This window comes from Dyadobacter sp. HNCC25DJ185 (assembly GCF_056895195.1).
Window position 1 is genome coordinate 753,806 of record NZ_JBXHAR010000003.1, and the last position, 24,733, is coordinate 778,538.

At 45.3% G+C, this 24,733-nt stretch carries 19 protein-coding genes; 9 read left to right on the plus strand and 10 right to left on the minus strand.

Translation table 11 applies throughout. The features are described 5' to 3' along the window. Window positions 1-9: 9 nt before the first annotated feature. On the minus strand, window positions 10-642 hold the full coding sequence (locus tag AC1XUF_RS11725; RefSeq protein WP_483341975.1) for an NAD(P)H-dependent oxidoreductase: 633 nt from the start codon (window positions 640-642) through the stop codon (window positions 10-12). A 101-nt stretch (window positions 643-743) separates the two neighbouring features. On the opposite strand from AC1XUF_RS11725, the gene AC1XUF_RS11730 reads away from it, so the two are divergent. Continuing rightward, complete coding sequence (locus AC1XUF_RS11730) at window positions 744-1,112, plus strand: winged helix-turn-helix transcriptional regulator (RefSeq protein ID WP_483341976.1); 369 nt, start codon at window positions 744-746, stop codon at window positions 1,110-1,112. A 599-nt stretch (window positions 1,113-1,711) separates the two neighbouring features. Here the strand turns inward: AC1XUF_RS11730 and AC1XUF_RS11735 are convergent. The 5 genes from AC1XUF_RS11735 to fbaA form a co-directional block, all read right to left on the minus strand. Continuing rightward, window positions 1,712-2,362 carry a T9SS type A sorting domain-containing protein gene (locus AC1XUF_RS11735; RefSeq protein WP_483341977.1) on the minus strand — a complete coding sequence of 217 codons (651 nt, stop codon included), beginning with the start codon at window positions 2,360-2,362 and terminating at the stop codon, window positions 1,712-1,714. A gap of 26 nt (window positions 2,363-2,388) precedes the next feature. After that, complete coding sequence (locus tag AC1XUF_RS11740; protein WP_483341978.1) at window positions 2,389-2,910, minus strand: hypothetical protein; 522 nt, start codon at window positions 2,908-2,910, stop codon at window positions 2,389-2,391. A 184-nt stretch (window positions 2,911-3,094) separates the two neighbouring features. After that, window positions 3,095-3,502, minus strand: a complete 408-nt coding sequence (locus AC1XUF_RS11745) for a DUF3997 domain-containing protein (protein ID WP_483341979.1) — start codon at window positions 3,500-3,502, stop codon at window positions 3,095-3,097. Further along, the gene (locus AC1XUF_RS11750) at window positions 3,503-9,658 is read right to left on the minus strand and encodes a SpvB/TcaC N-terminal domain-containing protein (RefSeq protein ID WP_483341980.1); all 6,156 of its coding nucleotides are present in this window, start codon (window positions 9,656-9,658) and stop codon (window positions 3,503-3,505) included. Between the two features lie 205 nt (window positions 9,659-9,863). Continuing rightward, on the minus strand, window positions 9,864-10,943 hold the full coding sequence (gene fbaA, locus AC1XUF_RS11755; RefSeq protein ID WP_483341981.1) for a class II fructose-bisphosphate aldolase: 1,080 nt from the start codon (window positions 10,941-10,943) through the stop codon (window positions 9,864-9,866). Window positions 10,944-11,180: 237 nt separating this feature from the next. Between fbaA and AC1XUF_RS11760 the strand changes: the two genes are divergently transcribed. The 8 genes from AC1XUF_RS11760 to AC1XUF_RS11795 all read left to right on the plus strand — a co-directional run bounded on the left by AC1XUF_RS11760 (window position 11,181) and on the right by AC1XUF_RS11795 (window position 20,766). Beyond that, window positions 11,181-11,420 carry a hypothetical protein gene (locus AC1XUF_RS11760; RefSeq protein ID WP_483341982.1) on the plus strand — a complete coding sequence of 80 codons (240 nt, stop codon included), beginning with the start codon at window positions 11,181-11,183 and terminating at the stop codon, window positions 11,418-11,420. 1 nt (window position 11,421) lies between these two features. Next, complete coding sequence (locus AC1XUF_RS11765) at window positions 11,422-12,621, plus strand: hemolysin family protein (RefSeq protein ID WP_483341983.1); 1,200 nt, start codon at window positions 11,422-11,424, stop codon at window positions 12,619-12,621. A 25-nt stretch (window positions 12,622-12,646) separates the two neighbouring features. After that, complete coding sequence (gene bla / locus AC1XUF_RS11770) at window positions 12,647-13,561, plus strand: class A beta-lactamase, subclass A2 (RefSeq protein ID WP_483341984.1); 915 nt, start codon at window positions 12,647-12,649, stop codon at window positions 13,559-13,561. Between the two features lie 26 nt (window positions 13,562-13,587). Further along, entirely contained in the window at window positions 13,588-14,205 is a 618-nt protein-coding gene (locus AC1XUF_RS11775) for an ABC transporter ATP-binding protein (protein ID WP_483341985.1), read from the plus strand. A gap of 17 nt (window positions 14,206-14,222) precedes the next feature. Next, window positions 14,223-17,678 (plus strand): DUF7948 domain-containing protein, encoded by a 3,456-nt coding sequence (locus tag AC1XUF_RS11780; protein WP_483341986.1) that lies wholly within the window; start codon window positions 14,223-14,225, stop codon window positions 17,676-17,678. A gap of 75 nt (window positions 17,679-17,753) precedes the next feature. Beyond that, the gene (locus tag AC1XUF_RS11785; RefSeq protein WP_483341987.1) at window positions 17,754-18,203 is read left to right on the plus strand and encodes a DUF4920 domain-containing protein; all 450 of its coding nucleotides are present in this window, start codon (window positions 17,754-17,756) and stop codon (window positions 18,201-18,203) included. Window positions 18,204-18,270: 67 nt separating this feature from the next. Next, window positions 18,271-20,055, plus strand: a complete 1,785-nt coding sequence (locus AC1XUF_RS11790; protein WP_483341988.1) for an SGNH/GDSL hydrolase family protein — start codon at window positions 18,271-18,273, stop codon at window positions 20,053-20,055. 252 nt (window positions 20,056-20,307) lie between these two features. Continuing rightward, a complete protein-coding gene (locus tag AC1XUF_RS11795; RefSeq protein ID WP_483341989.1) occupies window positions 20,308-20,766 on the plus strand; it encodes a hypothetical protein in 459 nt (152 codons plus the stop codon). A gap of 114 nt (window positions 20,767-20,880) precedes the next feature. Here the strand turns inward: AC1XUF_RS11795 and AC1XUF_RS11800 are convergent, their stop codons facing one another. The 4 genes from AC1XUF_RS11800 to argS form a co-directional block, all read right to left on the minus strand. Continuing rightward, window positions 20,881-21,774 (minus strand): 1,4-dihydroxy-2-naphthoate polyprenyltransferase, encoded by an 894-nt coding sequence (locus tag AC1XUF_RS11800; RefSeq protein ID WP_483341990.1) that lies wholly within the window; start codon window positions 21,772-21,774, stop codon window positions 20,881-20,883. A gap of 17 nt (window positions 21,775-21,791) precedes the next feature. Next, window positions 21,792-21,989 carry a DUF5618 family protein gene (locus tag AC1XUF_RS11805; RefSeq protein ID WP_483341991.1) on the minus strand — a complete coding sequence of 66 codons (198 nt, stop codon included), beginning with the start codon at window positions 21,987-21,989 and terminating at the stop codon, window positions 21,792-21,794. A 174-nt stretch (window positions 21,990-22,163) separates the two neighbouring features. After that, a complete protein-coding gene (locus tag AC1XUF_RS11810; RefSeq protein WP_483341992.1) occupies window positions 22,164-22,721 on the minus strand; it encodes a glutathione peroxidase in 558 nt (185 codons plus the stop codon). 102 nt (window positions 22,722-22,823) lie between these two features. After that, a complete protein-coding gene (argS, locus tag AC1XUF_RS11815; protein WP_483341993.1) occupies window positions 22,824-24,602 on the minus strand; it encodes an arginine--tRNA ligase in 1,779 nt (592 codons plus the stop codon). Between the last annotated feature and the right edge of the window lie 131 nt (window positions 24,603-24,733).

Consider the following 24,733-nt stretch of genomic DNA (forward strand, 5'->3'; position numbering starts at 1 on the left):
ATTTGTTGTCTAAACAGTTATAAAAAACTCCTCGTGGGGTCTTCTTACCTTCTTAGCCCGGACCAGGGGATCTTTTTCATGATCACGAAAGCCAAGCGTCATGATGACCAGGCTGCGCAATCCTTTCTCTTTTAGCCCCAGGAGTTCGTCCAATGCGGCCGCGTTAAACCCTTCCATCGGAGTGGCATCCACCTGCTCAGTTGCTGCGGCGATCAACGCGTGCCCCAGTCCGATATAAGCCTGACGGGCAGCCCATTGGAAATTTACTTCTTCGGTCCTGCTCAGAATCCCGCCCTGAATGCTGTTCTGAAAGGCAGACAATGAGTCCACAGAAATCCCGCGCGTAGTAGCAATTAAGTTCATGTATTTGGCAATGCTTTCGGAGGTAATCTTTTCCCAGGCGGCAAACACCAGCAAATGGGATGATTCCAGAATCTGAGGTTGGTTATTGGCTATTTTATGGATTTTTTCTTTTAGCTCCTTATTATCGATGACCAGCACATTATAAGGCTGCAATCCGGCCGACGACGGGGCAAGATTGATCGCTTCCAATATAGTATCCAACTTTTCTTTCGGAACAATTTCTCCGGTCATTCTTTTGGCGGCATAACGCCAATTCAACTTTTCTATCAATTCACTCATTTTTTTATCTCACTTTAATAAATACCTATACAAACTTAATTAAATATGCTATACATTTGTAAGTACTATACAAAAGGATAGTAAAACAAGTTCGGGGAGCTATGAAAAACGACGAATTAAAGATTGAGGGCTGCACCTTGGGTGAATGCACCAAGAATATTCTGCCCGTTCGGGACGCATTGGAGGTTCTCAGCGGTAAATGGAAGCTGCCTATTATTATATCGCTGATGTTCGGAAACAAGCGCTTTTCACAAATCGCAAGGGAGGTTCCGGGTATCACCGACAAAATGTTATCCAAGGAACTAAGGGATCTGGAATGCAACGAACTGATTAAGCGGACGGTTTACGACTCCATTCCGGTCGTCGTGGAATATTCGCTGACCGAGTACGGGCATTCTTTAAAGGTGGTGATTGAAGTTTTGCGGGATTGGGGAGTGAAGCATAGGGAGCGGATGATGACTGCCGTTTGAGGAATCATTTTTGAGTAGATAACTAAAAAAGCAACTCTTATTTTAGGTTGCTTTTTTAGTCAAATATCAATTCAGCGCTTATTACCCCAGTTGATTAATGCAGTTCAAATCCTCCAACGCCACCTTCGGACGTTGGATCATGCTTTCGTCGTCTTTGCATAGCCATACTCAGGGAAAGTAGTATTTTTTAGAATTTGCGCTATTGGCTTGTCCCATTTCTGTCGTGGATAACCTAATAGCCGTCAGTATTCGACCCCCTTCTCATACCACATTTGAAACATGAGCAGATACCATATTTTAATTGTATATTCTTTTTTGCCTGAAAAAAAGCTTTCCCTCAATTTTCGCACGAAATTGAGATTAAAAATTCCCTGGTTAGCTATTTTACCGCTTAGGTAGTACATCTGTCGTACCTGCCACTCGGGAATATTCCCACCGGAGCATCAGAGACCATGCGGTATTCAAATGCAGATTTTAGTATATCCGGCGTATATGTTTTCGCCTCTTTAAATGAAATATCCCAGTAGGGGCTGTTTTGTAGCGGTAACCTTATTTATTTAAAGGTGAAATAACCGAAGGATTGTGTGAAGCAGTCGCGACTAGTTCATGATGAGTTTTCGGACGAGGGTTTCTCCTGTATTTGTCAGTATTTTGACGAGGTAGCTGCCCGCCGGAAAAGCGCTGATATCAAATCCTTTCTCCTGCATTTGCGCTGATTCATAAACCATTTTCCCAGCAGCATTGATCAATTGCAGGTGCTGATAAGCGACACCCTTGATTTTGAAGAAGTCATTTGCGGGATTAGGGTAAATCGACAGCAGGGCGGTAATCTGAATATTCCTGATCTGGCTGTATCCAAAGGAGTCATCCCGATCGATCATTTTTAAACGGTAAAAACTTTCGCCGTCCTTTGGTTTAGAATCCGTGAAATCGTAACTGGTTTTTGTAATTGCTTCTCCCGCCGCGCCAGTCACACCTATTTTGTCCCAACGTTTGGCATCCTCGCTCCGCTCGATCTCAAAACGCTCACTATTGCTTTCTGAGGAAGTCGCCCACTCCAGCGTCACCTGGGGGCTCTCCGACCCTTCATTCATTTTTGACAAAGTGAACACAATGAGGGTAACTGGAAGTGCCTTGTCCGATGTGCGTTTTATTCGTAACCCGGCTTCATTGTAGTCAAACTGAATTTTTTGGCAGAAGGAAACATGATGGACGGCTACCAAAAGAAATAATGTGTATAGGTTTTTCATTTGAATTTGGTTTGTTGATGAAATGATTATGGGATTTGGATACCTTTTAAATACATACCGCTATAATTTTTGTTGTGCCTGGCAAAATCGGGAATGCAGACGAGCACTTTGTCAAGGTCAAGTTTCGGGAATTTGTTTTTTATCGACCAGTAATCGGTATTAAATTGATCAGAAACAACATAATAACCAGCAGAGGCAATTCGGAACTTAGGAAACCTCGGGTCTATTACAGGTACGCCCAGGTAGTCTCCGAGATAGTTTATACGTCCACCGTAAATGGTGAACGGTATTGAAAAATTACCCTTAGGGAAGTAACTGGTTTCGTTCTTTCCGGAAATTTGGGTCATTTTCCAGCCGTAAATCCTGTATTTTCCTGCCGGTAAGATCAATGCTTTATAATAGGTATCAATGGTGTCTTTTTTAATGTCAGGATCGAGGGTATATATTTCCAGGGCACCGGTCATTTTATATTCATTGTGAACAATATTAATGGTATAACCTGTGAAGTTTGATTTGTTTACTGAAATAGAAAAGATAGCAACTCCCATTGTAGTATCTGCCTTATTGAGCGTAATCTGATGTGAGTTCAGATATGCCGTGTTGCAACCGAATAAAAATTGCGAGGCAAGAAAGGCAAATGTCAGGCCTGCGGATATATGTTGTGTTTTTTGATCTTCTGATCATGGTTTAATAGCCTGTTTGGTGGAAAGGTAGATGATCTGCGGAAAGGGGCTATTCTACTATCACAGGTTTCCAATGGATAGTTATCCCAAGCATCTTGGTTTTTTTCAAAAACGCATCTTTTTTATATGGCCCTAAAAGCTTTTCTTTTTTGATATCGATAATGTAAAACCGGTCATTGGTTTGATAAGAACTTCCTTTGTAATTGCTATAATTGAAATCCGGAGATTGCATCAAAATGCTGTCCGCCTGCCAGATGGAAATATATTTTCCATTGTCATCGTATTTTCTTATCCAATTAATAGGCGGAACTTTTTCTGACCCGCTATTTATCCCATCATATCCTTCTCCTTCAGCGGAATATTTATACCCGCCTGTTAAGTTTTCTGAGTACTCTAGGTATCTTGACTGGCAAGAGACTAAGCATTGGAGAATTACTATTGCTATTTGTTTCTTCATTTATCTATATGGTATGTAGGGGGAATATTGATTTATTTTTGCCGTTCCCTTATAGTTTATAGGGAAACCCGTTCCTGAGGAAAATCCAAAATTTGTTGCTAACCACCTGCCACATGCGGTGAAGGTATTTCTAAATGGTTCTGAGAAGTATGTTCCATGCTGTTCAAAATCGAAAGGGGCTGATATAATTAATGCTGTTTGAGAGTTTACTCTTTGTAGCCTCATTGATCCATGCACTAAGCCATCTCTGGAAAATGGTAATGTACGGACGTTTTTAGTTCCATTATCCCAGCCTTCATCACTAACCCAACCTAAGTCAAGTTGGTCAGCGTCAATGGTTAGAGGTCGCCCGCCCCCCATCCGATACCATAAATTTGCCTCCGCAAGAGAAAGTCGCCCGTCCGCCAGAATGCTTTTTCGCAAAAGCTCTATTGGGTCATCCTGATGCATTGCGTGATTAAACGCCGCCACAATTCCCGCCTGCGAGGCCCCCTGCCAAAAATTACCTCCATTTGCTTTTGCAGACATGCCACCCACGAATGCCGCACCGCCAATAGAACCGTTGCTTGCCGCGGAAATAGATCCAAACAGCCCAGCAGCGAATCCGCTTGAAAAACTTCCGCCCATTGTGCTCGACGCGGCTCCCTGGATAAGGGCATGTGAGGCAGTTTGAAAGATACCGATATTCAAGTTACTAGTGACACGATACTTTCTCAGGTCTTTAGCAACTTCGCCAATACCATAACTAAGTCCGGCAGACACGGCTCCCGAGAACAGTGACTGTGCAAACTGCCCGGAATTAAATTTGTTTCCGTCGTACCCCGTGGTTCCCAGGATGTAGCCAATTCCGCTTGTCACCGCTCCATTGACCATCAGCATGAGCAACGGGTTCTGTCCATCAGGATCAGTAAAACTAAGCGGATTGTTCATCGCGTACGTGTAGCGATTATATCCCTGTGTGCTGGATGCATCCGGTACCGCATTATCGGGGCTGAGCATGCGTCCCACGACAGGATCGTACATGCGTCCATTCATGTTGATCAGTCCGAAATTATCCAGGTGCTCGTGGCCAGTGTAACCTCTCGTCAGCCATGCAGGAAGCCCTGTTGCTGCTGTTGGTAGCAGGGGTACCCAGGTTGTCGGGTTGCGTCGCCTTCCCCACGCATCAAAATTCTGCTCTGCCTCTACGGTCCCTGCATTGTTGGTGAGGGTCGTGATCGATCCCAGGTAGTCCGTGTAGGTGTAATGATACGTGTCGCTTCCGCCTTCCCGTACGACAATGGCCACAAGTCCTGCAGTGCTGCCGATGTAATGCAGGTGCTTGGTCGCTGCTCCGGTGATATCCTTCTCGTAATTTTCAAAGTAATATCGGGTGTTGGTGATGTTGCCGTTTTGTTTGGAAATGCTCTTGATTCGTTCGTAGTCGGATCCATATGTGTAGTTCAACTCGAAGGGAACATTGCCTTTGCCCATTTCCGTGATTTTCTCAGGCTGCATGAAAGCATTGTACGTAATGTCTTGCTGTAACAGGGGTATTGGCGATGGTGCCGGGTTCGTAACACCGATTACCGCATTTGTTTTGGCAGGGTGATAGGTGAACAGTCCTGCATCGGCTTTTTCTGTGATATTGCCATTGTCCGCATAATTGGTCAGGTTAGTCATGGCGCCTATCGTACTTGTTTTCAGCCGGTCCAGGTTGTCATAAGTAAAACTTTCTGCCTTTCCCTTGATGGCATCTCCACGATTGTTCAACAGCCCAAGTCCATAGGTCCATGCCAAGCTCAAATTTTGTTTTCCGGCAGTTTCCATTTTGGTGGGAAATCCATAGACATAGGTATTGGTCGAAGACAGACCATTTCCTAATGTGTAACTGGTAGTTTGTCCGCGTCCGTTCATTTCTGTATTCGAGAAAATGGTTATGGTGCCGGCTGCATTTTTGATCGTCGTTGGATATCCGTTTGCGTCAAAAGCATTTTTGATACCAAAACCGGAAGGATATGCTACAGATGTGAGATCTCCAAAAGCATTATAATCGTAGGTGGTGGTATGTGGGGTGCCATCTATCGTTTCTTTGATGGTTTTTACTCTGCCAAAACCGTCGTAGGTATATTCTTCAAGGTTTCCGGCAAAGCCGTTCACTTTTTTCAATTGGTTCACCGCTGCCCCTGAGTTGCCGGGATAAAATTCATATGCGGTGGTTCCTTCGGCACCGCTTCGGCTGATTGTCCTGCCCGAGACATCGTATTGTATGCTGGTGGTTTGGCTGGTCGCATTGGTTTGAAAAACCAATTCTCCGAGCGCATTGTAGGTATAACTGGTCGTTCCGGCATTTAAATCGACCATTTTGCTTTGCCGTCCGTAGCTGTCATACTCATTGGTGATTAAAGTTAATGCCCCGTTTTTTATTTCTTTAACTCCGCCATGACTGTAGTATAAATAGGATAGCGTCCCACCCGGATCGGTTATGCTTATTGTTTTGCCCGTAGGGTCTGTGACTCCGGATGAAACCCGGTCTTCGCTGACGCCTGTCCTTGTTTTGGTGGTGATAAGATTCCCGGAGTTATAGCTGTATGACATGGTAACTTTCCCCACCGTTGGCGACATGCTTGAATACACCGTTTTGAGCCGGTTGAACTCGTCATATTCCCGCGTTTCCGTCACGATCTCCTCCCCGGATTTGTAAGGATCGGTTAGTGTTTTAATATTCCCTCTGAAATCAAAAGTTTGGTCCCTGGTGATTGCCTGGCCACCAAATCCTTCCGTTTCTGATTTTACGTCTCGTCCATATTTGTCATACCAGGTCTTCACATCAGGTTTACCTGGATGAGCCACGGTTGTTGACCAAACCTGATTACCTGCAACCGCCCATTGATAACTTTGGTCAATGCTGAAGCCTTCCGGCAAGGTTGTCTTTTTAATTCTTCCAAAAACATCGTATTGTGAACTGGTTATCAGCCCGTCGATTCCAGTTACTGTCAGGGTTTTACCCCACTTTGGATCGTATGTCGCCGATGAGCTCTGATTTAGTACATTGGTTGAAGTTTCGGGAAATCTTCCTTTGGCATCATAGGTGGCGGAAGTGCTTCTGGCTCCGGACACATCCGGCCCAGCAGGCGTAATGGTCGTTTTCTTGAGATTTCCCAAAGGAAAGTACTCATAAGCGGTGGTTACGTTCTTTGGCAATCCGTTGAAGTCGGTTTTTGAGATCAGTTGTCCGATCGCATTATAACCCAATGCGGTGTTCACAACATATGCAGGCTGACCGTTTCGCGTTGTTGTTGTGGTAACCGAAGTGGATTTATTTGGAATAATTCCCGGATAAGCAGCAAAAACCACGTCTGAAACCGTATTTTCCACATTATTTCGATTGACGGTACTTTTTGTGACGTTACCAAAACCGTCGAACACCTGAGTTGTGGCAGTGAATGCACCACCCAGATCAACCTGATTAATACCTGTTGTTTTGATCCAATAGCGGTTTGACGCCGGATTGACCAGCTCATTGGTGAAAGTGGTTTGGTTAACCAACACTGAAGGAGCATCATAATCGTAGGTCGTGGTAACCTGCTTGGGTATGGGGATAAAAAACGTCGTATTAAATTCATTCTCTGACACGGTATTGTATCCGCTTGTAAAATCAAGTGTCGCGACTTTCTTAAACCCTGCAAACCCTTTTCCACGGCGGTGTAACCTGGCCTCCTCGTATAAGTAAGATTGTCCGTTGAAACCGTCGTCGTGGTTATCGAAAAAACTAACTAAGTACATGGGCAACTGGATGCTGTGAAAAGGATAAACCAATGCACTGACACCCCCTTTCTTGTAGAATGGCTCTCCCTCGGTCATATTTTTATATTGCCAGGTCGTAACCAGTCCTACCCCGTTTTCCACTTTTTCAAGAAGATGCTCTTTTCCGGATTTTTTGAGCGAGATTATGCTCAGGTTTGTGAGCGTCGTTTCTTTTATCACAATTTCAGTACGTCCGTCACCATTCAGATCGAATGGAACTGTGGTCAGTCCATAGGTAGCATCTACATTGGGTGTATGTTGTTCGTGATAACTCCCGTCACTGGTGCTATAATATACATCCGCCATAGAAGGCTGATTGGCGATATGTTTGTACTGGTGATAAAAGTCTGATTTTCCATCTCCGTTGAAGTCGCCAACGTGTAAGATGTCGTTGTCCAGCAATACTCCGTCGGGTGAAACCAGTGGGAAACTGGCCTTTACAAAATCAGATCCCGTCGACAAAGCCTTGTACCACGGCAGGTTATTTTGATTTCCGCTGGCATATTCCTGATACAGAATGTCCGTTTTTCTGTCCCCATTAAAATCGCCCAGCAGGATCATATTGTCGGCTCCTTTCAGAAAGGATGACGAAGTGTATATGGTTTTGAACGAGATGTCAGTCGCTGTCAGGGCTGTACAGGTGTAAATCTCACAAAGTGTACCGAGTATCGTCATGACCTCATCTTTGCCGTCCCCGTCAAAATCGAGAATGAAAATCTTTTTTGCCTTTGCCCAATTGCCAGCGAGGCTACTATTATCTGATGCTTTAATGATATTGAGATGAACAGGGGAAAGATTTTCATCCAGTCTTGTCATAATAGCTGCAAAGCCTGCAGATGTATTATCGGCATTCAGCTTTTCCAGCAAGGTGAAAAAGTCTTGCTTGCCGTCGCCGTCAAAATCGCCATTCAGAATGTAATTCCTGGATTCGGGTACATAGGTGAAATTGGACCGGGTGATAACGGAAGATGAGAATTGAAGCGGGTCTGCCAGAGTCCCCCCACCCGAAAGCCCGCTTTGATAAACCTTGATGTTTCCGATTACTTCTCGTGTGCCGGTTGTGCTGATCACCGAAGTAAGCATATCGTCCAGGCCGTCGCCGGTGAAATCGGCCCGTAGAAAAGAGTAGCCACCTGGCCTGTTCTGGTTAGTCTTGATCTGCGTTCCGGGATCGAGGGCGATCAGTCCGGTGGCTTTGTTTGGATTTCCGTCACGGTACACATTGAAACCCGTATATTTCTTATCGACGATCAACCCATTTGGAGAATTGATTGCATAGGGTGTGTAATGGGCAAGCAGTAAATCAGATTTTCCGTTCCCGTCAAAATCGCTGGATAAAAAATCGACCTGGTTATTCGGAAGAACAGGCCCAGCCTCCTTTGTAAAGGCCTGTGGAGAATCACCGTATTTGAACACCGTTGCATTCAGCGAAGTGGTGCCATCGCTGCCGGTTTCGATGATTTCTTTAAGATAGGAATTGATATGATCCCAGCCATAATTGAATTGATAGCTTTTAACCAGCTGCGCTGATTCGGTAGTTACGGTGATTTTATCAAGCAGGTATTTACTGACCATGGAAGAACCGCCCTCGAAAATGGTATTTACATCCGCGCGGATTTTGTAGGTAAATTTGATTTTGTTGTATGGAAGAAGTCCTGCTGCGGTATTTCCTGTATAGTTAATTTCATCAATTCTAGGATCACGGTCAATGGCTGTGTATTTGAACTCAATATAGTTCCCATCTGGGTTGGTAACCTTGTTTAGGCGCCAGAACAGCACATTGATGTTCGAAGCATCCATAAAGCGTGAATCGCTGGTGTTGCCGAACTCCATGATGACGCCATCCTTGGTAATTACCTCGAAAGATAAAGGTCCTGTGCCTTGGGTGCCTTTCGCTGTGACCGTCGAAAAGTCTTCGTTTTCAGGTCCATATGTTGAATTTGGCGAACCATAAATTCCCGATTTGATCATGAGACGCTGGCCGTCGAGCGCAAACCGATCATTGACAGTGAGATCAACGGCGCCGACGACGCCGTCGTGAAATAAGTCCCGCGGAGACCTGGTAATTGAGCTTAATCCTGAAACGCTCCAACCCGTCCCGAGAAGCCCGTTACCAGCCATTGAGCTGTAATTAATTGAAATAGAAGGTTTTATTTCATTTGTACCTGGTGGTATGAATATTGGAACAGAGTAAGCTGCCGCGCCTGTTGCTGACACGCTTCCTGCCCCGGGAGTGCCGCCGACCGTTGCATTGACGGTCAAATTTCTATTTAAAATGGTAGCGTCATAGAGCGGCGTGTAGTTGATATTCTGAGCTGCAGCATTAACAAATAAGGAAACCAGAACGAGGGTTGCATAAACTTTTCTCACGAACAACTGGATGGTATAGATTGATGAATAAGAGCATCAATCTATATGTGATATCCGTTAAGCTTTGTAGAAGTACAGCATCCAACAATCTGCCGGTCGGATCCGATTATTAATCGGTAAAACTTGGTAAAGTCAATGGCGTTGGCCACAAAAAAAGCAACCCTTTGAGGTTGCTTTCTTAAATCAAATATCAATTCAGCGCTTATTATCCCAGCTGATTAATGCAGTTCAAATCCTCAAACGCCAATTTCAGACGTTGGATCATGCTTTCTTCGCCTTTGCGGAGCCATACGCGCGGATCGTAGTATTTTTTATTAGGGGAATCAGGACCTTCGGGGTTGCCCAATTGGGTTTGCAGGTATCCTTCTTTTTCCTTATAATATTTCAAAATACCTTCCCAGGTGGACCATTGCATATCCGTATCGATGTTCATTTTAATCGCGCCATACTCGATTGCCTCACGGATTTCTTCACGGGATGAACCGGAGCCTCCGTGGAATACAAAATTCACGGGCAGATCACCGGTGCCAAATTTTTCTTTAATGTAGTTTTGCGAGTTATTGAGAATCTTGGGCTGTAGCTTCACATTACCTGGCTTGTAAACACCATGGACGTTTCCGAAAGCAGCTGCAATGGTGAAGTTCGGAGAGATTTTTAAAAGCTCTTCGTAAGCATAAGCCACTTCTTCCGGCTGCGTATAAAGCTTGGAGCTATCGACATCGCTATTGTCCACGCCGTCTTCTTCTCCACCTGTTACACCCAATTCGATTTCAAGCGTCATACCGATTTTAGCCATCCGCTCGAAATATTTGGCCGAAATTTCAATGTTTTCTTCAATGGGCTCTTCGGAAAGATCCAGCATGTGGGAGCTGTACAAGGGCTTGCCGTATTGATCAAAATATTTTTCGCCGGCTTCGAGCAAACCATCGATCCAGGGAAGTAATTTCTTAGCGCAATGATCGGTATGCAGGATCACCGGAATTCCGTAAAGTGCGGCCATTTGATGGACATGCATCGCGCCGGAAATCCCTCCGGCGATTGCTGCCTGCTGATTGGCATTGGAAAGACTTTTTCCCGCGTAAAATATGGCACCTCCATTTGAGAACTGAATAATGACAGGGCTGTTAACTGCTTTCGCGGTTTCCAATACTGCATTTACTGAATTGGTTCCTACCACGTTAACCGCCGGGAGGGCATAGTTATTTTCGTTGGCATGGCGGAAGATTTCGCTGACACCATCGCCGGTAACAACCCCGGGGGCAAAGCGTTTTGTGGTTTCGCTCATAGTAATTAAGAAGATTTTTTCAAGAAATAATTTAACAATTCACCTATCGAAAATGAATTGTTCGGCAATCCCCGCAAGTTAGGTATTTTAGAGAAAATGGTGGAAATATGTATGGTTTATTATGTGTTTCGGCGAAGATTTATCCTGTTATAACCGTTTTGGAACAATCTGTGTATCTTTGGAGATCATTGACCCACGGGCGGAACTTCCCCGTTTTTGTTATCAAAAACTTCATTAATGAATTCCAAACTTACCAGGACCATATTACTGGCGCTTACACTTGGTTTTTTTGTAGTCTGGGTCCTCGAATTCCGCCGTGCAGGACTTTTTGAAAGTTACTGGCTTTTGTTGGCGAGTATTGTCTGCCTGCTTTTCTTTCAGTTTATCAGGTTAAAGGCGGCAACTTCTGCTCAGAAAAGTCGGGAACAGGAAATCGTTTCACCCAAAAAAACATCCGGAAAAAAGATTAAGAAATAATATGGCACTCGGCTTAACCCTCCTGTTTTTTGTTCTGGCCGGATATTTCGGCGCAGTGAGATCCGTGCTCATGGATTTTTCTACAGATCGTTACGCACTTCGCCACGAGAAGTCGGAGTTGGTTGCGCAGACACTTTACTGGCGGAGGGTGTTGAGGATGATCCGTTTGCTGGTAGTGGCACTTGGATGTTTGATGGCTGTCCTTGCCATTTATCCCGCGCTTTCACTGGCGTCGGGGTTGCAGGAATTGCTGACAATTAGCGTGCTTTTTGTTGTGCTGGCGGTTATCTGGATGGGCTCGTACAGCAGCTGGATCAAACTAGGCAGAAGCTTCCCGCATGTATTGGACCTGAAAGCTTTCCCTGTGCGGTTTGGCGAATGGGTGATGACCCCCTTATACTGGGTTATAGAGCCATTTGTAAAAGAAAATATCCTGACTGCTTCTCTGCGTGACGATATTGTTTCCGCGGACGACCCGGATTTTGATGATCATAGCATTGAAGAAAGAATGTTTATTAATGCATTGGATTTCAAAGACTTGCGTATCAGAGATTGTATGATACCCCGCACGGAAATCTCGGCAGTGAATGTTAATGCCACAATTGAGGACCTCAGAACCGCATTTCTGACCAGCGGGCACTCCAAAATCATCGTGCATAGGGAATCGGTAGACGAGGTGCTGGGATATTGCCATGCTTTATCTCTTTTCAAAAAGCCCAAAGAAATCAGCAACATCATTACCCCGATACTGATTGTGCCGGAAGCGATGCACGCGAGGGACCTGATGCTGCGTTTTTTGGAAGAGAGGCGGAGCATTGCACTGGTGGTTGACGAATTTGGAGGTACCTCGGGGCTGGTAAGTGTTGAGGACGTTGTAGAGCAAATTTTTGGCGAGATCCAGGACGAATATGATTCCACTGAGGATTGGACGGAGCGGCAATTGGATGATCAAACCTATATGCTCAGCGCCCGACACGAACTCGATTATTTGAATGAAAAATATGGATGGGAACTCCCGGAAGGCGATTATGATACACTTGCCGGTATGCTCATTCAATACTACGGTGATTTACCCGACGTGAACGAAACAGTCAGCATTCCGCCTTATTCATTTCAGATTATTTCTGTGCAGGATACCCGGATTGAACTGGTGAAACTAACTATCGGGGAGAAGGAAAAGAAAAGCAATAACAAGGACTAACTATTACCTATTGAGAATTCTAAAAATGAGTGCAAGTATTTTCCGGAATTTGGTATTGGGAATTCTTCCGCTATTGTCCTTCTTATCATATACAAATGATGCATTTGCTCAGAAAGAGTCGTTAAAAACTCAACTGGATGCCATTATCGAAGATATGGATGGAATTGCGGGTGTGGGAATAATGGATTTGAAAACAAGGGGGACGTGGGTACTGAACGGAGATCATCAGTTTCCTATGCAGAGTGTTTTTAAATTTCCACTAGCAATGGCCGTGCTGGATCAGATTGATAAAAAAAATCTAAGCCTGGACCAGAAAATCCATCTTACACAAAAAGACTATTTTGCGAAAACATATAGTCCCATGCGCGACAGGTACCCGAACGCTGATGTCGATGTTACACTCTCAGAATTATTGAGTTACGCGGTTTCCGTGAGTGACAACATTGCTTGTGATATCTTGTTCAGGCTAGTTGGCGGTCCGGGGAAGGTGAACGCGTATATTCGCAGCCTCGGTATCAAAGATATTGCGATTGTCGCCAATGAAGAACAAATGCACCAGGGATGGGAGGTTCAATATACTAACTGGTGTAAGCCCAGTGCGATGCTTCAGTTACTTGAAGTTTTTTATCAAGGTGAAAAACTGTCTAAGTCCAGTCACGATTTTCTCTGGAAAATTTTGACGGAGGGGCCAACGGGTCTCAAAAGAATCAAAGGCTTACTTCCTCCCCATGCCGTAGTTGCACACAAGACGGGCACTTCCGGTACGAATGACAGAGGACTTACTGCGGCGGTTAATGATGTAGGTATTGTGAAATTGCAGAGCGATAAGGCACTGGCCATAGTGGTGTTGGTCTCAGATACGCATATGAAAACGGAAGCAGCGGAGCTGGTGATTGCGAAAATAGCAAAGGCCGCCGTCGACCATTATTCCGCCCAATAACTTGATCCAAATTAAAGAATGCTCCGGTGCGGATATCAGCTGAAAACTTAGGGAAGAAATTTGTAAAAGAATGGATTGTCCGCCACGCAAGCTTCGAACTTTCTGCCGGCCAGAGCTACACTTTTGTAGGGCCGAATGGCAGCGGAAAATCAACTTTGCTGCAATTATTAACAGGCATAACCCCTGCTTCTGAAGGCAAGATCCGCTATCGTGAGGGGGACAAGGACATTGATGAGGATCGCTGGTACAAACACCTCGTTATCGCGGCCCCTTACCTCGAGCTGATTGAAGAATTTACTTTGCGCGAGCTGGTTGAATTTCACAGTAAGTTCAAGCCGCTAAAAAACGGAATGTCTTTCACGGATTTTGAAGATTTTATCCAATTATCCCGCGCAAGCAATAAAACGATCCGTCATTTTTCGTCTGGAATGAAGCAGAGGGTTAAGCTGGGACTGGCTTTTATGTCGGATGTGCCGGTTATTTTCCTGGACGAACCTACCACCAATCTCGACAGCCAGGGTATCGCCTGGTACCTTGATAACGTACTTGACTGCACTCAAAATCAGCTTGTTTTGCTGGGTTCCAATGTGAAACAGGAATATGAATTCTGTGAAAATATCATTTCCGTTTCTGCGTTCAAATAAAAAACGGGGTCGGGCCAATGCGAAAATCTTTACTTCTCTTTTACGTCTTTTTTTTGCTTTCTTTTTCAGCCACCAGGTTGCTGGCAGGCGGCATGTGTTTTATTGAAAACCGCGGCCAGTGGGAAAAGGATGTGCTTTTCAGGGCCGAGATACCAGGCGGTTTTCTGTTCTTAAAAAATCAGTCGATCGTTTATGTTTTATACGACGCCAAACAGGTTTCCGCTCACCATTTGGGGCAAGCCAACGCCTCTGCCGCGGCTAAAGAAAATGGGTCGGGTGAAAGCATTGCTGCCCATGGCGTTGAGGTACAGTTTCAAAATGCCCTTTCTTCTGTTGGCCACCTCGCAAAACGCCCTGTTGCCACCTATTTCAACTACTTTATGGGTAAGGAGGAGAAAAGATGGGCGGGTGGAGTAAAAGGATACGAGGAAGTATTGTACGAAAACCTCTATCCCGGGATAGACCTCCGCATTTACCTGTATCAGTTCAGACTAAAATATGAATTCATTGTAAAACCGCAGGCAGACCCATCCCGCATCATGTTAAAGTATTCGGGTGCGGACCATGTTTCGCTGAACGAAAAGGGGCAGTTGGTTATCAAAACATCCGTAGGGATAATCAAAGAAGCAGAACCTTATTCATTTCAAAACATAAGTGGTCGTACTACCGAAGTTGCCTCGCCCTTTTCCCTCAGGCCTGACAATACAGCCCAATTTTTGCTTCCAAAAGGGTATAACAAGAATGAAAGTCTTACCATCGACCCTGAGCTGATATTTTCCACCTACTCTGGCTCAATTGCCGACAATTGGGGCCATACCGCAACGTATGACGGAGAGGGTAACCTTTTTTCGGGAGGTACGGTGTTCGGGGCCAATTTTCCTGCAACGGTGGGCGCTTTTCAGACCAAATTCGAGGGAATGGTGGATGTGTCCATCATGAAATTCAATCCCGACGGAAGTAAGCTGCTTTATGCCACATTTCTTGGTGGTAGCAACACCGATATTCCGGCAAGCCTGGTTGTAAACTCGAAAAGTGAGTTATTGATACTTGGAACAACTTCCTCAAAAAACTTTCCGACAAGGTCAAATGCATTCCAGCCGGGCTTTGCCGGAGGTACGCATGTAGAACCACTTTCCGGTCTTGAGTTGGAAAATGGCGGGGATATTTTTATTTCAAAGCTAAGTTCGGACGGGAAGCAATTAACCGGTTCGACCTATCTGGGAGGTACCGGGAATGATGGCGTGAGCGATACCCACGTCTTTACGATCCGAAATTACGGGGACGCGTTGCGGGGGGAAATAGTTGTTGATAATTCGGATCAAGTATTGATCGTTTCTTCTACCAATTCAAGCAATTTTCCGCTAAAAAACGATATACAACACAAGTTAAGCGGCAATCAGGATGGGATCATAAGCAAACTCGATGCTGGGCTGAATACCCTGATCTGGAGCACTTATTTTGGCGGAGAAAAGAACGAGGCTGCGTATTCCCTGAAATCAATGGAAAATGGGGATATCTATGTGGTAGGGGTAACTAGCAGCACTTCATTAGCCACGACATCCTCGTCTTATCAGCAGAAGCTCAAGGGGACGGAAGACGCGTTTATTGCAAAATTTTCAGGAGAGAAACTCGCTGCCGTGACCTACATGGGGACAGACCTGCACGATACTGGATATCTGATCGATACAGACCCGGGCGGCAACGTTTACGTGTATGGACTTACGACCGGTGCTTATCCTGTGAGCCAGGGAGTTTACCAGAATCCAAAAAGTGGCCAGTTTATCCATGCTTTGGACGCCAATTTGTCCAAGACCGTTTTTTCGACTGTTATTGGCTCAGGACGAAGCACTCCAGATATTTCGCCGACAGCATTTTTGGTGAGTGAATGCGGCAATATCTACATTGCAGGGTGGGGCGGAAAAGTAAATGTTCAAACAGCCAATAACCCCGCAAGCAGCACCACCGGCATGAAAGTTACCGACGATGCAATGAAGGCAACAACGAACGGAAATAATTTCTATATCGCCATTCTCGAGCAGGGCGCCAAGTCTTTCTTATACGCAACCTATTTTGGTAGCAACAGTCGCGACGGCGTTGCTCAGGGTGATCATGTCGACGGGGGCACTAGCCGGTTTGATAAAAATGGGACCATCTACCATGCTACTTGTGCTTGCGGCGGCAGTTACTTTCCGACAACGCCGCAGGCCTGGTCAAAGACCAATAACAGTGATAATTGTAATAATGCGGCTTTCAAGATCGACATCGATCGGCTGAAGGCTGATTTTGACGTTTATTCCGGGAAAACAAAGGATGTTACCCGTGGGTGCGCCCCTTTATCCTTATCGTTCGTTAACACCAGCGAGGGCGGCGTGGATTACATCTGGGAGGTGAGCGGAAACACGATTTCTAGAGAGGAGGGCCAGGCCGAGTATGTTTTTACAAAACCCGGTGAATATGTGGTCACTCTGAAAGCCTACAACCGGCTGAGCTGTAAAAGGATTGATATTGCGGAAAAAAAGATTATTGTAGAAACGCTCAGTGCGAAAATTACTGGCGACACTACCGTTTGTGAGAACACTGCCTTAAAGCTCTTCGCGTCCGGGGGAACCCAATATAAATGGTCACCGGCAACTGGCCTTGACAATGCCACCAGTGCAACCCCGACAGCGATTATCAAGGAAACAACCGAATATGCCGTGGAGGTCAGCAATGCGAGTGGCTGCAAAACCACCGAAAAAGTGAAGATTGCCGTCGAGAAAAAGACGGATTTTGTGGATATGCCCGACACGGAAGTCTGCCAGGGCGCTTCGGTGGTTTTATCTGTTTCCGGTGACGCAACGCAGTACCGTTGGCTGGCGAACTCAGGATTGCAGGAAACGATTGGGAAATCGGTAACTGTTAATCCGACCCAGACGACAACCTATACCATTGAGGGGATTTATGCGGATGGATGTCGGCCGGTCCGGGAGATTACGGTGAAGGTTGACAATTCTTATGAACCGCAATTTGAAATTGTCACATCTGGCGGCGCCTGCAATGAACCGTTCAGTTATTCGATGACCAACAAAACGCCCAATGCACAGCGCTTTGAATGGAACCTGGGTACAGGCGGAAAAATTTCCGAGCAGGAAATCGATGCCTACGTTTATGATACACCGGGACAGTATACTGTGACCTTAACGGCCTATAATGCGGCTGGTTGTGCATTATCCGTCTCTAAGACCATCACTGCATCGCCTCCCTTCACATTGACCAACGTGATCACGCCAAACGGGGATGGCAAAAATGATGTCTTCGTCGTTCCGGTATCCCCATCGTCATTAGAGGTTTTCAACCGGTGGGGAAAATCGATTTTTAAAACCTCCGATTATCAAAATGACTGGGGGAAGGGCATTTCCAATGGGACTTATTTTTATGTAGTGGACACGCCGCAGGGAAATCATTGCAAAGGGTGGGTGGAAGTGTTACACTAGGTGGTATTTCACAATCAAGTGACTTGCGTTATATTTGGGTAAATTCTCATTTGATCAATAAACACAACACGTCTGATGAAAAAACTGATCTTATTCATGCTGGTTATGGCGTTTGCACTAGCTGCCAGGGCACAAAGCATAAACCGTTTTGGTAAGGAAATCAATGACAAAAAAGCGATCGAGGCAAGTGTGCTTCCTTCAAAAATGGGCGATAAAACCGAGATGGCCGCCAAGGTAACAGGGACGGTTGAGTCGGTTTGTCAGGTTAAAGGCTGCTGGATGAAAGTGAAGCTGGACGGCGGAGAGACCATGCGGGTGATGTTCAAAGATTATGGTTTCTTCGTACCCAAAGATATTGCGGGCAGAACGGTCGTTTTTGAAGGTGAAGCGCAGAAGAAAAGCGTTCCGGTTGAGCACCTCCAGCATTATGCTAAGGACGCGGGGAAGAGCCAGGAGGAAATTGCGAAGATCACCGAGCCTAAGAATGAATTGACCTTTATTGCAGACGGTGTAATCGTCAAATAAATTTTTCGAAAGTAAGAAATATACGAAATGACGCTTTGTAGGTATATAGAGCGTCATTTTTATGTTTATGAAAATAAAGTCATTTGCCTTCCTGGGTTTCCTGGTATGCTTGTCACAAATTGTAACTGCCCAGACGGAGAAGTTAACCTGGTGGAACCCGCAGAGTGCCACGTTTCCAGTAATAGAGGGTCAGGGTTGGCCCAAAGAATTAAAAAATCCATACGATCGCTTGCCGGCACGCGCAGAAAAGCTGGTGAGGGACCAGGTTTGGAACCTCTCCAACCAATCGGCGGGACTGATGATCCGTTTCCGGGCCAATTCTTCCCAAATCAAGATCAGGTATACAGTGGGGGGGAAACAGCACAGCTTGCCTCATATGCCCGCAACCGGCGTGAGCGGCGTAGATATGTATGCGATCGCGAGTGATGGCGATTGGCGTTGGTGCGCAGGGAAGTATGCTTTCGGGGACACGATTGTATACGATTTCAAAAACCTGGAACCCAATGATAAATACCATCAAAAAGGGCGCGAGTACCGGCTCTTTCTCCCATTGTATAACAGCGTAAAATGGCTTGAAATCGGTACCCCGGCTGGAACCGAATTTACACCGCTCCAGGTAAGACCGGACAAACCGGTGGTGATTTATGGTACATCGATTGCCCAGGGCGGCTGTGCTTCCAGACCCGGAATGGCGTGGACTGCGATTCTTGGTCGGAAACTGGACCATCCGCTGATCAACCTTGGTTTTTCTGGAAATGGGCGACTTGAAAAGGAAGTCGTAGATATGGTAGCGGAAATTGATGCCAAAATATTCGTATTGGACTGCCTGCCGAACCTGATCATACAGCCCGACTCCAAACTTGGGTTGACCAGTGAAGACATCAAGGGCCGTATTCTGAGTACGGTCAATACATTGCGTTCCAAACACCCCGAAACTCCCATTGTGCTGGCTTCGCACGCAGGCTATACTGACGAAAATATCAATCCCCAGAGAAAGCAGTTTTATGTGCAGGCGAATGAAACACTGGGTGAGGCCTACCGTCAGTTAAAAGCGGAAGGAGTGGGAAATATCTATATAATTCCTAAAGAAGACTTTGGGTTTGACATAGAATCAACGGTGGACGGGACGCATCCCAACGATATGGGCATGATGACCCAGGCAGAGGGTTATGAGAAGCATATCCGGAATATTCTCCATGAGTATAAAGGAACTTTGGGGACTACCAAGCCCATTACCCAGGCGAGGGAGCTCGGTGGTTACGATTGGGAGGCGAGGCACAGGGAAATTCTTGAACTGAACAAAAAATCGGCACCTGCAACCGTTGTAATCGGTAATTCGATTACGCACTATTGGGGCGGCACTCCAAAAGCAAGCCACGCTACGGGTGAAGATTCCTGGAATACTACTTTCGGGAAGAACGCGAGAAATATGGGATACGGCTGGGACCGTATTGAAAACGTATTATGGCGTGTTTACCACGGAGAACTTGACGGTTTTTCGGCCAAAAACATTTTTATAAACATTGGCACAAACAACCTCCAGCTCAGTTCAGATGACGAAATCGTGGAGGGCTGGAAATTGCTGATTGAAGCTTTGAAGTACCGCCAACCCAGTGCAAGGATCACGATGATGGGCATTTATCCAAGGCGACAGCAGGAACAACGTATTGCGGCATTAAACGAGCGACTCGCAGTGATTACCGGTGAACAAAACGTAGGTTACCTTGATCCCGGAAAGGTTTTCCTGGAAAAGGACGGCAAGATAGATGAGTCGCTATTTTCGGATGGCTTGCATCCCAATGCGAAAGGGTATGCGCTTTTGGGCGCGCAGATTAAGCCTTATGTAAAATGATCGGGAAAAGGAAAGGATAATTGGCGTGCCCCAGATTTGGGAGGTTATGGCTATCAGGTTCTCTTTCATTTTAAAGGATTGATTTTGCGTTTATCAAATTTTGAATGCCATGCAAAAAACCGCTGGCTAAATCTGATGTGGCCTTTTGATAAACTGTGACCTGGTACTAGTAATGGTTGAAGTTCATTCTGAGTAGTTTGACCTGTGCTAACAAGCGTCGTAACTAAGAGATAAACTTCAACAAAACACACGATGGGTATTCTTGCAAACATTGTTTGGCGGTTCAACAGGGAGACTTGCGCCAATATGGGAGAGTTTAATGAAAAAATAAGTCGTTATCAGAAAGATATCCTGAAAGATAAGGATCGTTGGAATCCAAAAGACATTGTGGTTAACCATCGGTTCGTAGGTATCAAATATAGAGCCTGGCTAAAAGATGCAAAGGAAATTGTTGCTAATGAAATACTTCTGGAGAAAAGAGGTTTTTTCGAAAATAAGAACAACCGAAATAGTAATGGTTTATTTCAAGCGGACATTCTCGCCAAGTTAACTGCCGATAATGGTCATAATTTTACTGCCTTAGAGCTGATGTACAAAATCAATCTGCAAACAAGTGCTAAGGATCTCGGAGATCATATTTACTTTGAGGGTTTGCAAGATTATGAGACTAATAATGGATTTCCCTGCTTCTTATTGCGTTGTGGTAGTTGAAATTCAGTTTAGTCATTCAAGAGATAAAAATAAAAGCATTCAATTGCGAATTGAATGCTTTTATTTTTATCTGAAACCACAAAGAGTCTATTTAGATGTATTACCGATCTAAATTTAAAGAACAATCCCAATCCCAAAAAGAATCACAAACAGCAAAGTAGATAAGGCCATTTGTTTGAGGTAAGGATCCAATTCACTTGGATTGGTCAAACGAGTAATAGCCAGGCCATTTTTGATGAATAACGGAAAGCTGAACAGGAAGAGCAGGCTGGTATAATGTGAGAAATGCAGGACAGTGTAAACCAGCACGCAGAGCATTCCGGTGATCAGAATAATCCAGTGATACCGGATGGCCCTTTCACGGCCTAGCCTAACCGGAATGGAGTTTTTACCCGTAGCCTTATCCGACTCGATATCCCGGATATTGTTAATATTAAGTACGCCGACGGCAAAAAGCCCGCAGCTTGTGGCTGGAAGCAAAAGGCCCCAGTCCCAGACATGGGTATGCAGATAACTGCTGCCCAGAACGCCGACCCAGCCAAAGAAAATCAGGACAGACAAGTCCCCAAGACCGACATAACCATACGGCCTTTTTCCGGCAGTGTATGTGATCGCCGCAATGATGCAGGCAATGCCAATCCCCAGAAATACCCAGAAGGCGCTGGCGGGGGCATCGCGCAGCGCAACAAAAAGCAGTGAAATGCCCGATATGAGGGCAAGTATTGAAAAGATAACAATAGCCCTTAGCATGGAGGAAGGCGCTATCTCTCCGGAGTGGACCGCACGTTTGGGTCCCTGCCGTAATTCGGTATCCTTACCATTCACGGCGTCGCCATAATCGTTGGCAAAGTTGGAAAGTACTTGCAGGATAATCGTGGTGAGTACGCTCAGAACAGCGATGGGCCAACTAAAAACGCCATGGCCTGCTGCCAGAAAGCAGCCCATTAAAATGCATGAAAGTGCAAGAGGTAAAGTTCTGGGACGCGCGGCTTCAATCCAGGGATTCATCTACTATAAATATATTTTTAATTGATCAGGCTGTTGCTATTTGTTCCGCCCAATTGATAACTTGCTCGGCCAGCTCGAACCCTTCTTTCTGAAATGGCAGCGCTTAAAACGCCATCATAGCTCATTGAAATATGAAGCACGTCGTACGCTTCAGGGAAAATGTTTAGTACTTTTTTATCCCGGGTAAATAATTCTTTCCTTATACCAATCGACACTTTTCCCGCCTTTTTTCTTGCCGCCCAAGACGTAGTCCAATGCCACGAGCACTACCGCGTAGGCAGGTATCTTTTTGTTTCAGTAATTTCCCTCATAATGAGTGTGTTATTTGAGGGTTGGCAAAGGAATTTGAGAAGGCTGCCAGTGGTCATCACTGGCAGCCATGGCATTTTTTAGATTCCAACAGCCTTCACGAATTCTGGATCGGTTGGCAATACCTTTGAGGCAAAGAAATTGGTCAGCTCGCCTTTTTCATTGACGACATATTTGCAGAAATTCCAGGTTGGTACTTTATCGTTCCAGCCGTTCAGTTCCTTGGTGGACAACCATTTGTAGATAGGGGCCTGATCATCTCCCAAAACAGATACTTTTTCGAACATCGGGAATGTCACCCCATAAGTTGCCGAGCAGAATGTTGCGATTTCTTCGCTTGTACCTGGCTCCTGACCACCGAAGTTATTGGCAGGAAAGCCAAGAACCACCACTTTGTCGCCATGTTCTTTGTTGAATTTTTCCCAATCGGCATATTGTTTGGTAAAGCCGCATTTCGAAGCAACGTTCAGGATCACCACTTTTTTTCCTTTGTATTTGCTCAAATCCACTGTTTTACCGCCAACAAGCGATTTTACTTTAAAGTCGTAAAGTGTTTGGGTAGCCGCAGCCGCATGCGCAGGTCTTGAAGCCATTTCACTTTTATCAGCAGTCAAGCCGCTGATCATAGATGTAATCATAATTAAAATTGATTTTAAAAAGCTCATAGTAGTTTTGGTTATTGGTTAGTACGAATTTATAATAAACGATTGAAATACAAGCTTTCGGTGTCACACTGATTTCTACATTCGCTCAGGAACGTCTATGCCCAATAACCCCAAAGCCTTCCGAATTGTTTCCGAAACAACGGCGGATAATGCAACCCGCAAACGAACCGCCTTTTGATCCGGATCAGAGAAGATGGAAACTTCCGCATAGAACTGGTTGTAGACCTTGGCAAGCTCAAATGCATACTGTGAAATGAGCGAAGGTGCAAATTCACTGGCTGCTGCCGTTACTCTCACCGGATATTGGGAAAGAATAAATATCAGCTCGCGCTCAGCAGGATGCAACCGGTAATCATGACCGGGTATCGCAGCCTCAATATTCGCTTGCTCGCCCTTACGCGCAATGGAACGTATGCGGGCGTAAGTGTACTGGATAAAAGGTCCGGTATGTCCCTGAAAATCAATAGATTCTTCCGGATTGAAAAGCATCCTTTTTTTGGGGTCTACTTTCAGGAGGTAATATTTTAAAGCGCCCATGGCCAGCTGGTTATAAAGTTGCCTGGCTTCATCGCTGTTGAAATCGTCGATTTTTCCCAATTCCTGAGTCCTGTTGGCCGCTGTTTGGATCATTTGCGCCACCAGGTCGTCGGCATCCACAACTGTTCCTTCCCGTGACTTCATTTTGCCGGAGGGCAAATCCACCATACCATAGCTGATATGGTAACAGCCATCCGCGTAAGTCCTTCCCAGTCGTTTCAGGATAGCAAAAAGAACCTTGAAATGGTAATCCTGTTCATTTCCGACCACCCATAAGTAACGGTTGTTGTGGAAATCGCTGTTTTTAAGTTCCGTAGTTCCCAGGTCCTGGGTAATGTAAACGGAGGTTCCATCCCCTCGCAACACCAACTTCTCGTCCAAGCCCTCCCGGGTCAGGTCAATCCATACCGAATGATCCGGCTTTCGGAAAAAGACGCCTTGCCTAAGCCCTTCTTCAATGATATCTTTTCCTAAAAGATAGGTATTGGATTCGTAGTAAGTTTTGTCAAAACTGACGCCGATTTTGTTGTAAGTTTCACTAAATCCTTCGTAAACCCAGCTATTCATTTTCTGCCATAAGGCTACTGTTTCAGCATCGCCCTGCTCCCAAAGCAGGAGTAATCTTTGTGCTTCCAACATCCAGGGCGCCTTTTTTGCGGCCTCTTCCTCGGGCATCCCCTGCTCAATCAGTGCTGCTATCTGCTTTTTATATTCTATGTCAAATTTCACATAGTATTTTCCGGCCAGGTGATCGCCCTTTATCCCACTGGTCACGGGAGTTTCTCCATCGCCCAATTCCTTGTAAGCCAGCATGGATTTACAGATGTGAATACCCCTATCATTCACCAGACAGGTTTTGATAACCTCGTATCCGCTTGCTTTCAGGATTTTTGAAAGTGAATCACCCAGAAAATTATTTCTTAAATGGCCCAGGTGCAAAGGCTTATTGGTGTTGGGAGAAGAAAACTCTACCATCACAGACTGCCCGTTGGAAGCAAATGTTCCAAAGGCTTCGTCTTTCGAAATATCGCTGAAAAGGTCGAGCCAGGTACTGTCTTTGAGGCTGATATTCAAAAAGCCTTGTACCACATTGAAGCTGTCGACAACTGGCGAGTTCTCAACCAGATAGGTTCCGATCGTCTGACCAATTTCAGCAGGGGCCTTGCGGGTAGTTTTGGTTAATAGAAAAGTAACGAATGTGTAAAATCCTTCAAATTCTTTTTTGGTAGGTTGTAAAAGAATATCGTCGATGATGATGTCAAAATGCGTTGCAATTGCTTTTTGAATATCGGACTTTAAAATGTGTTCAATCGTCATGAAAAATAGGCTAAACAAGAAACGATCCGTTCAAAATGGACCTTCGTTTCCCGAAGTTTTTATTTAAGTGAAATTATTCCTAACATTAATAGTAATGTTATCCTTTTTGATGCAAAATTAGGGTAAATATT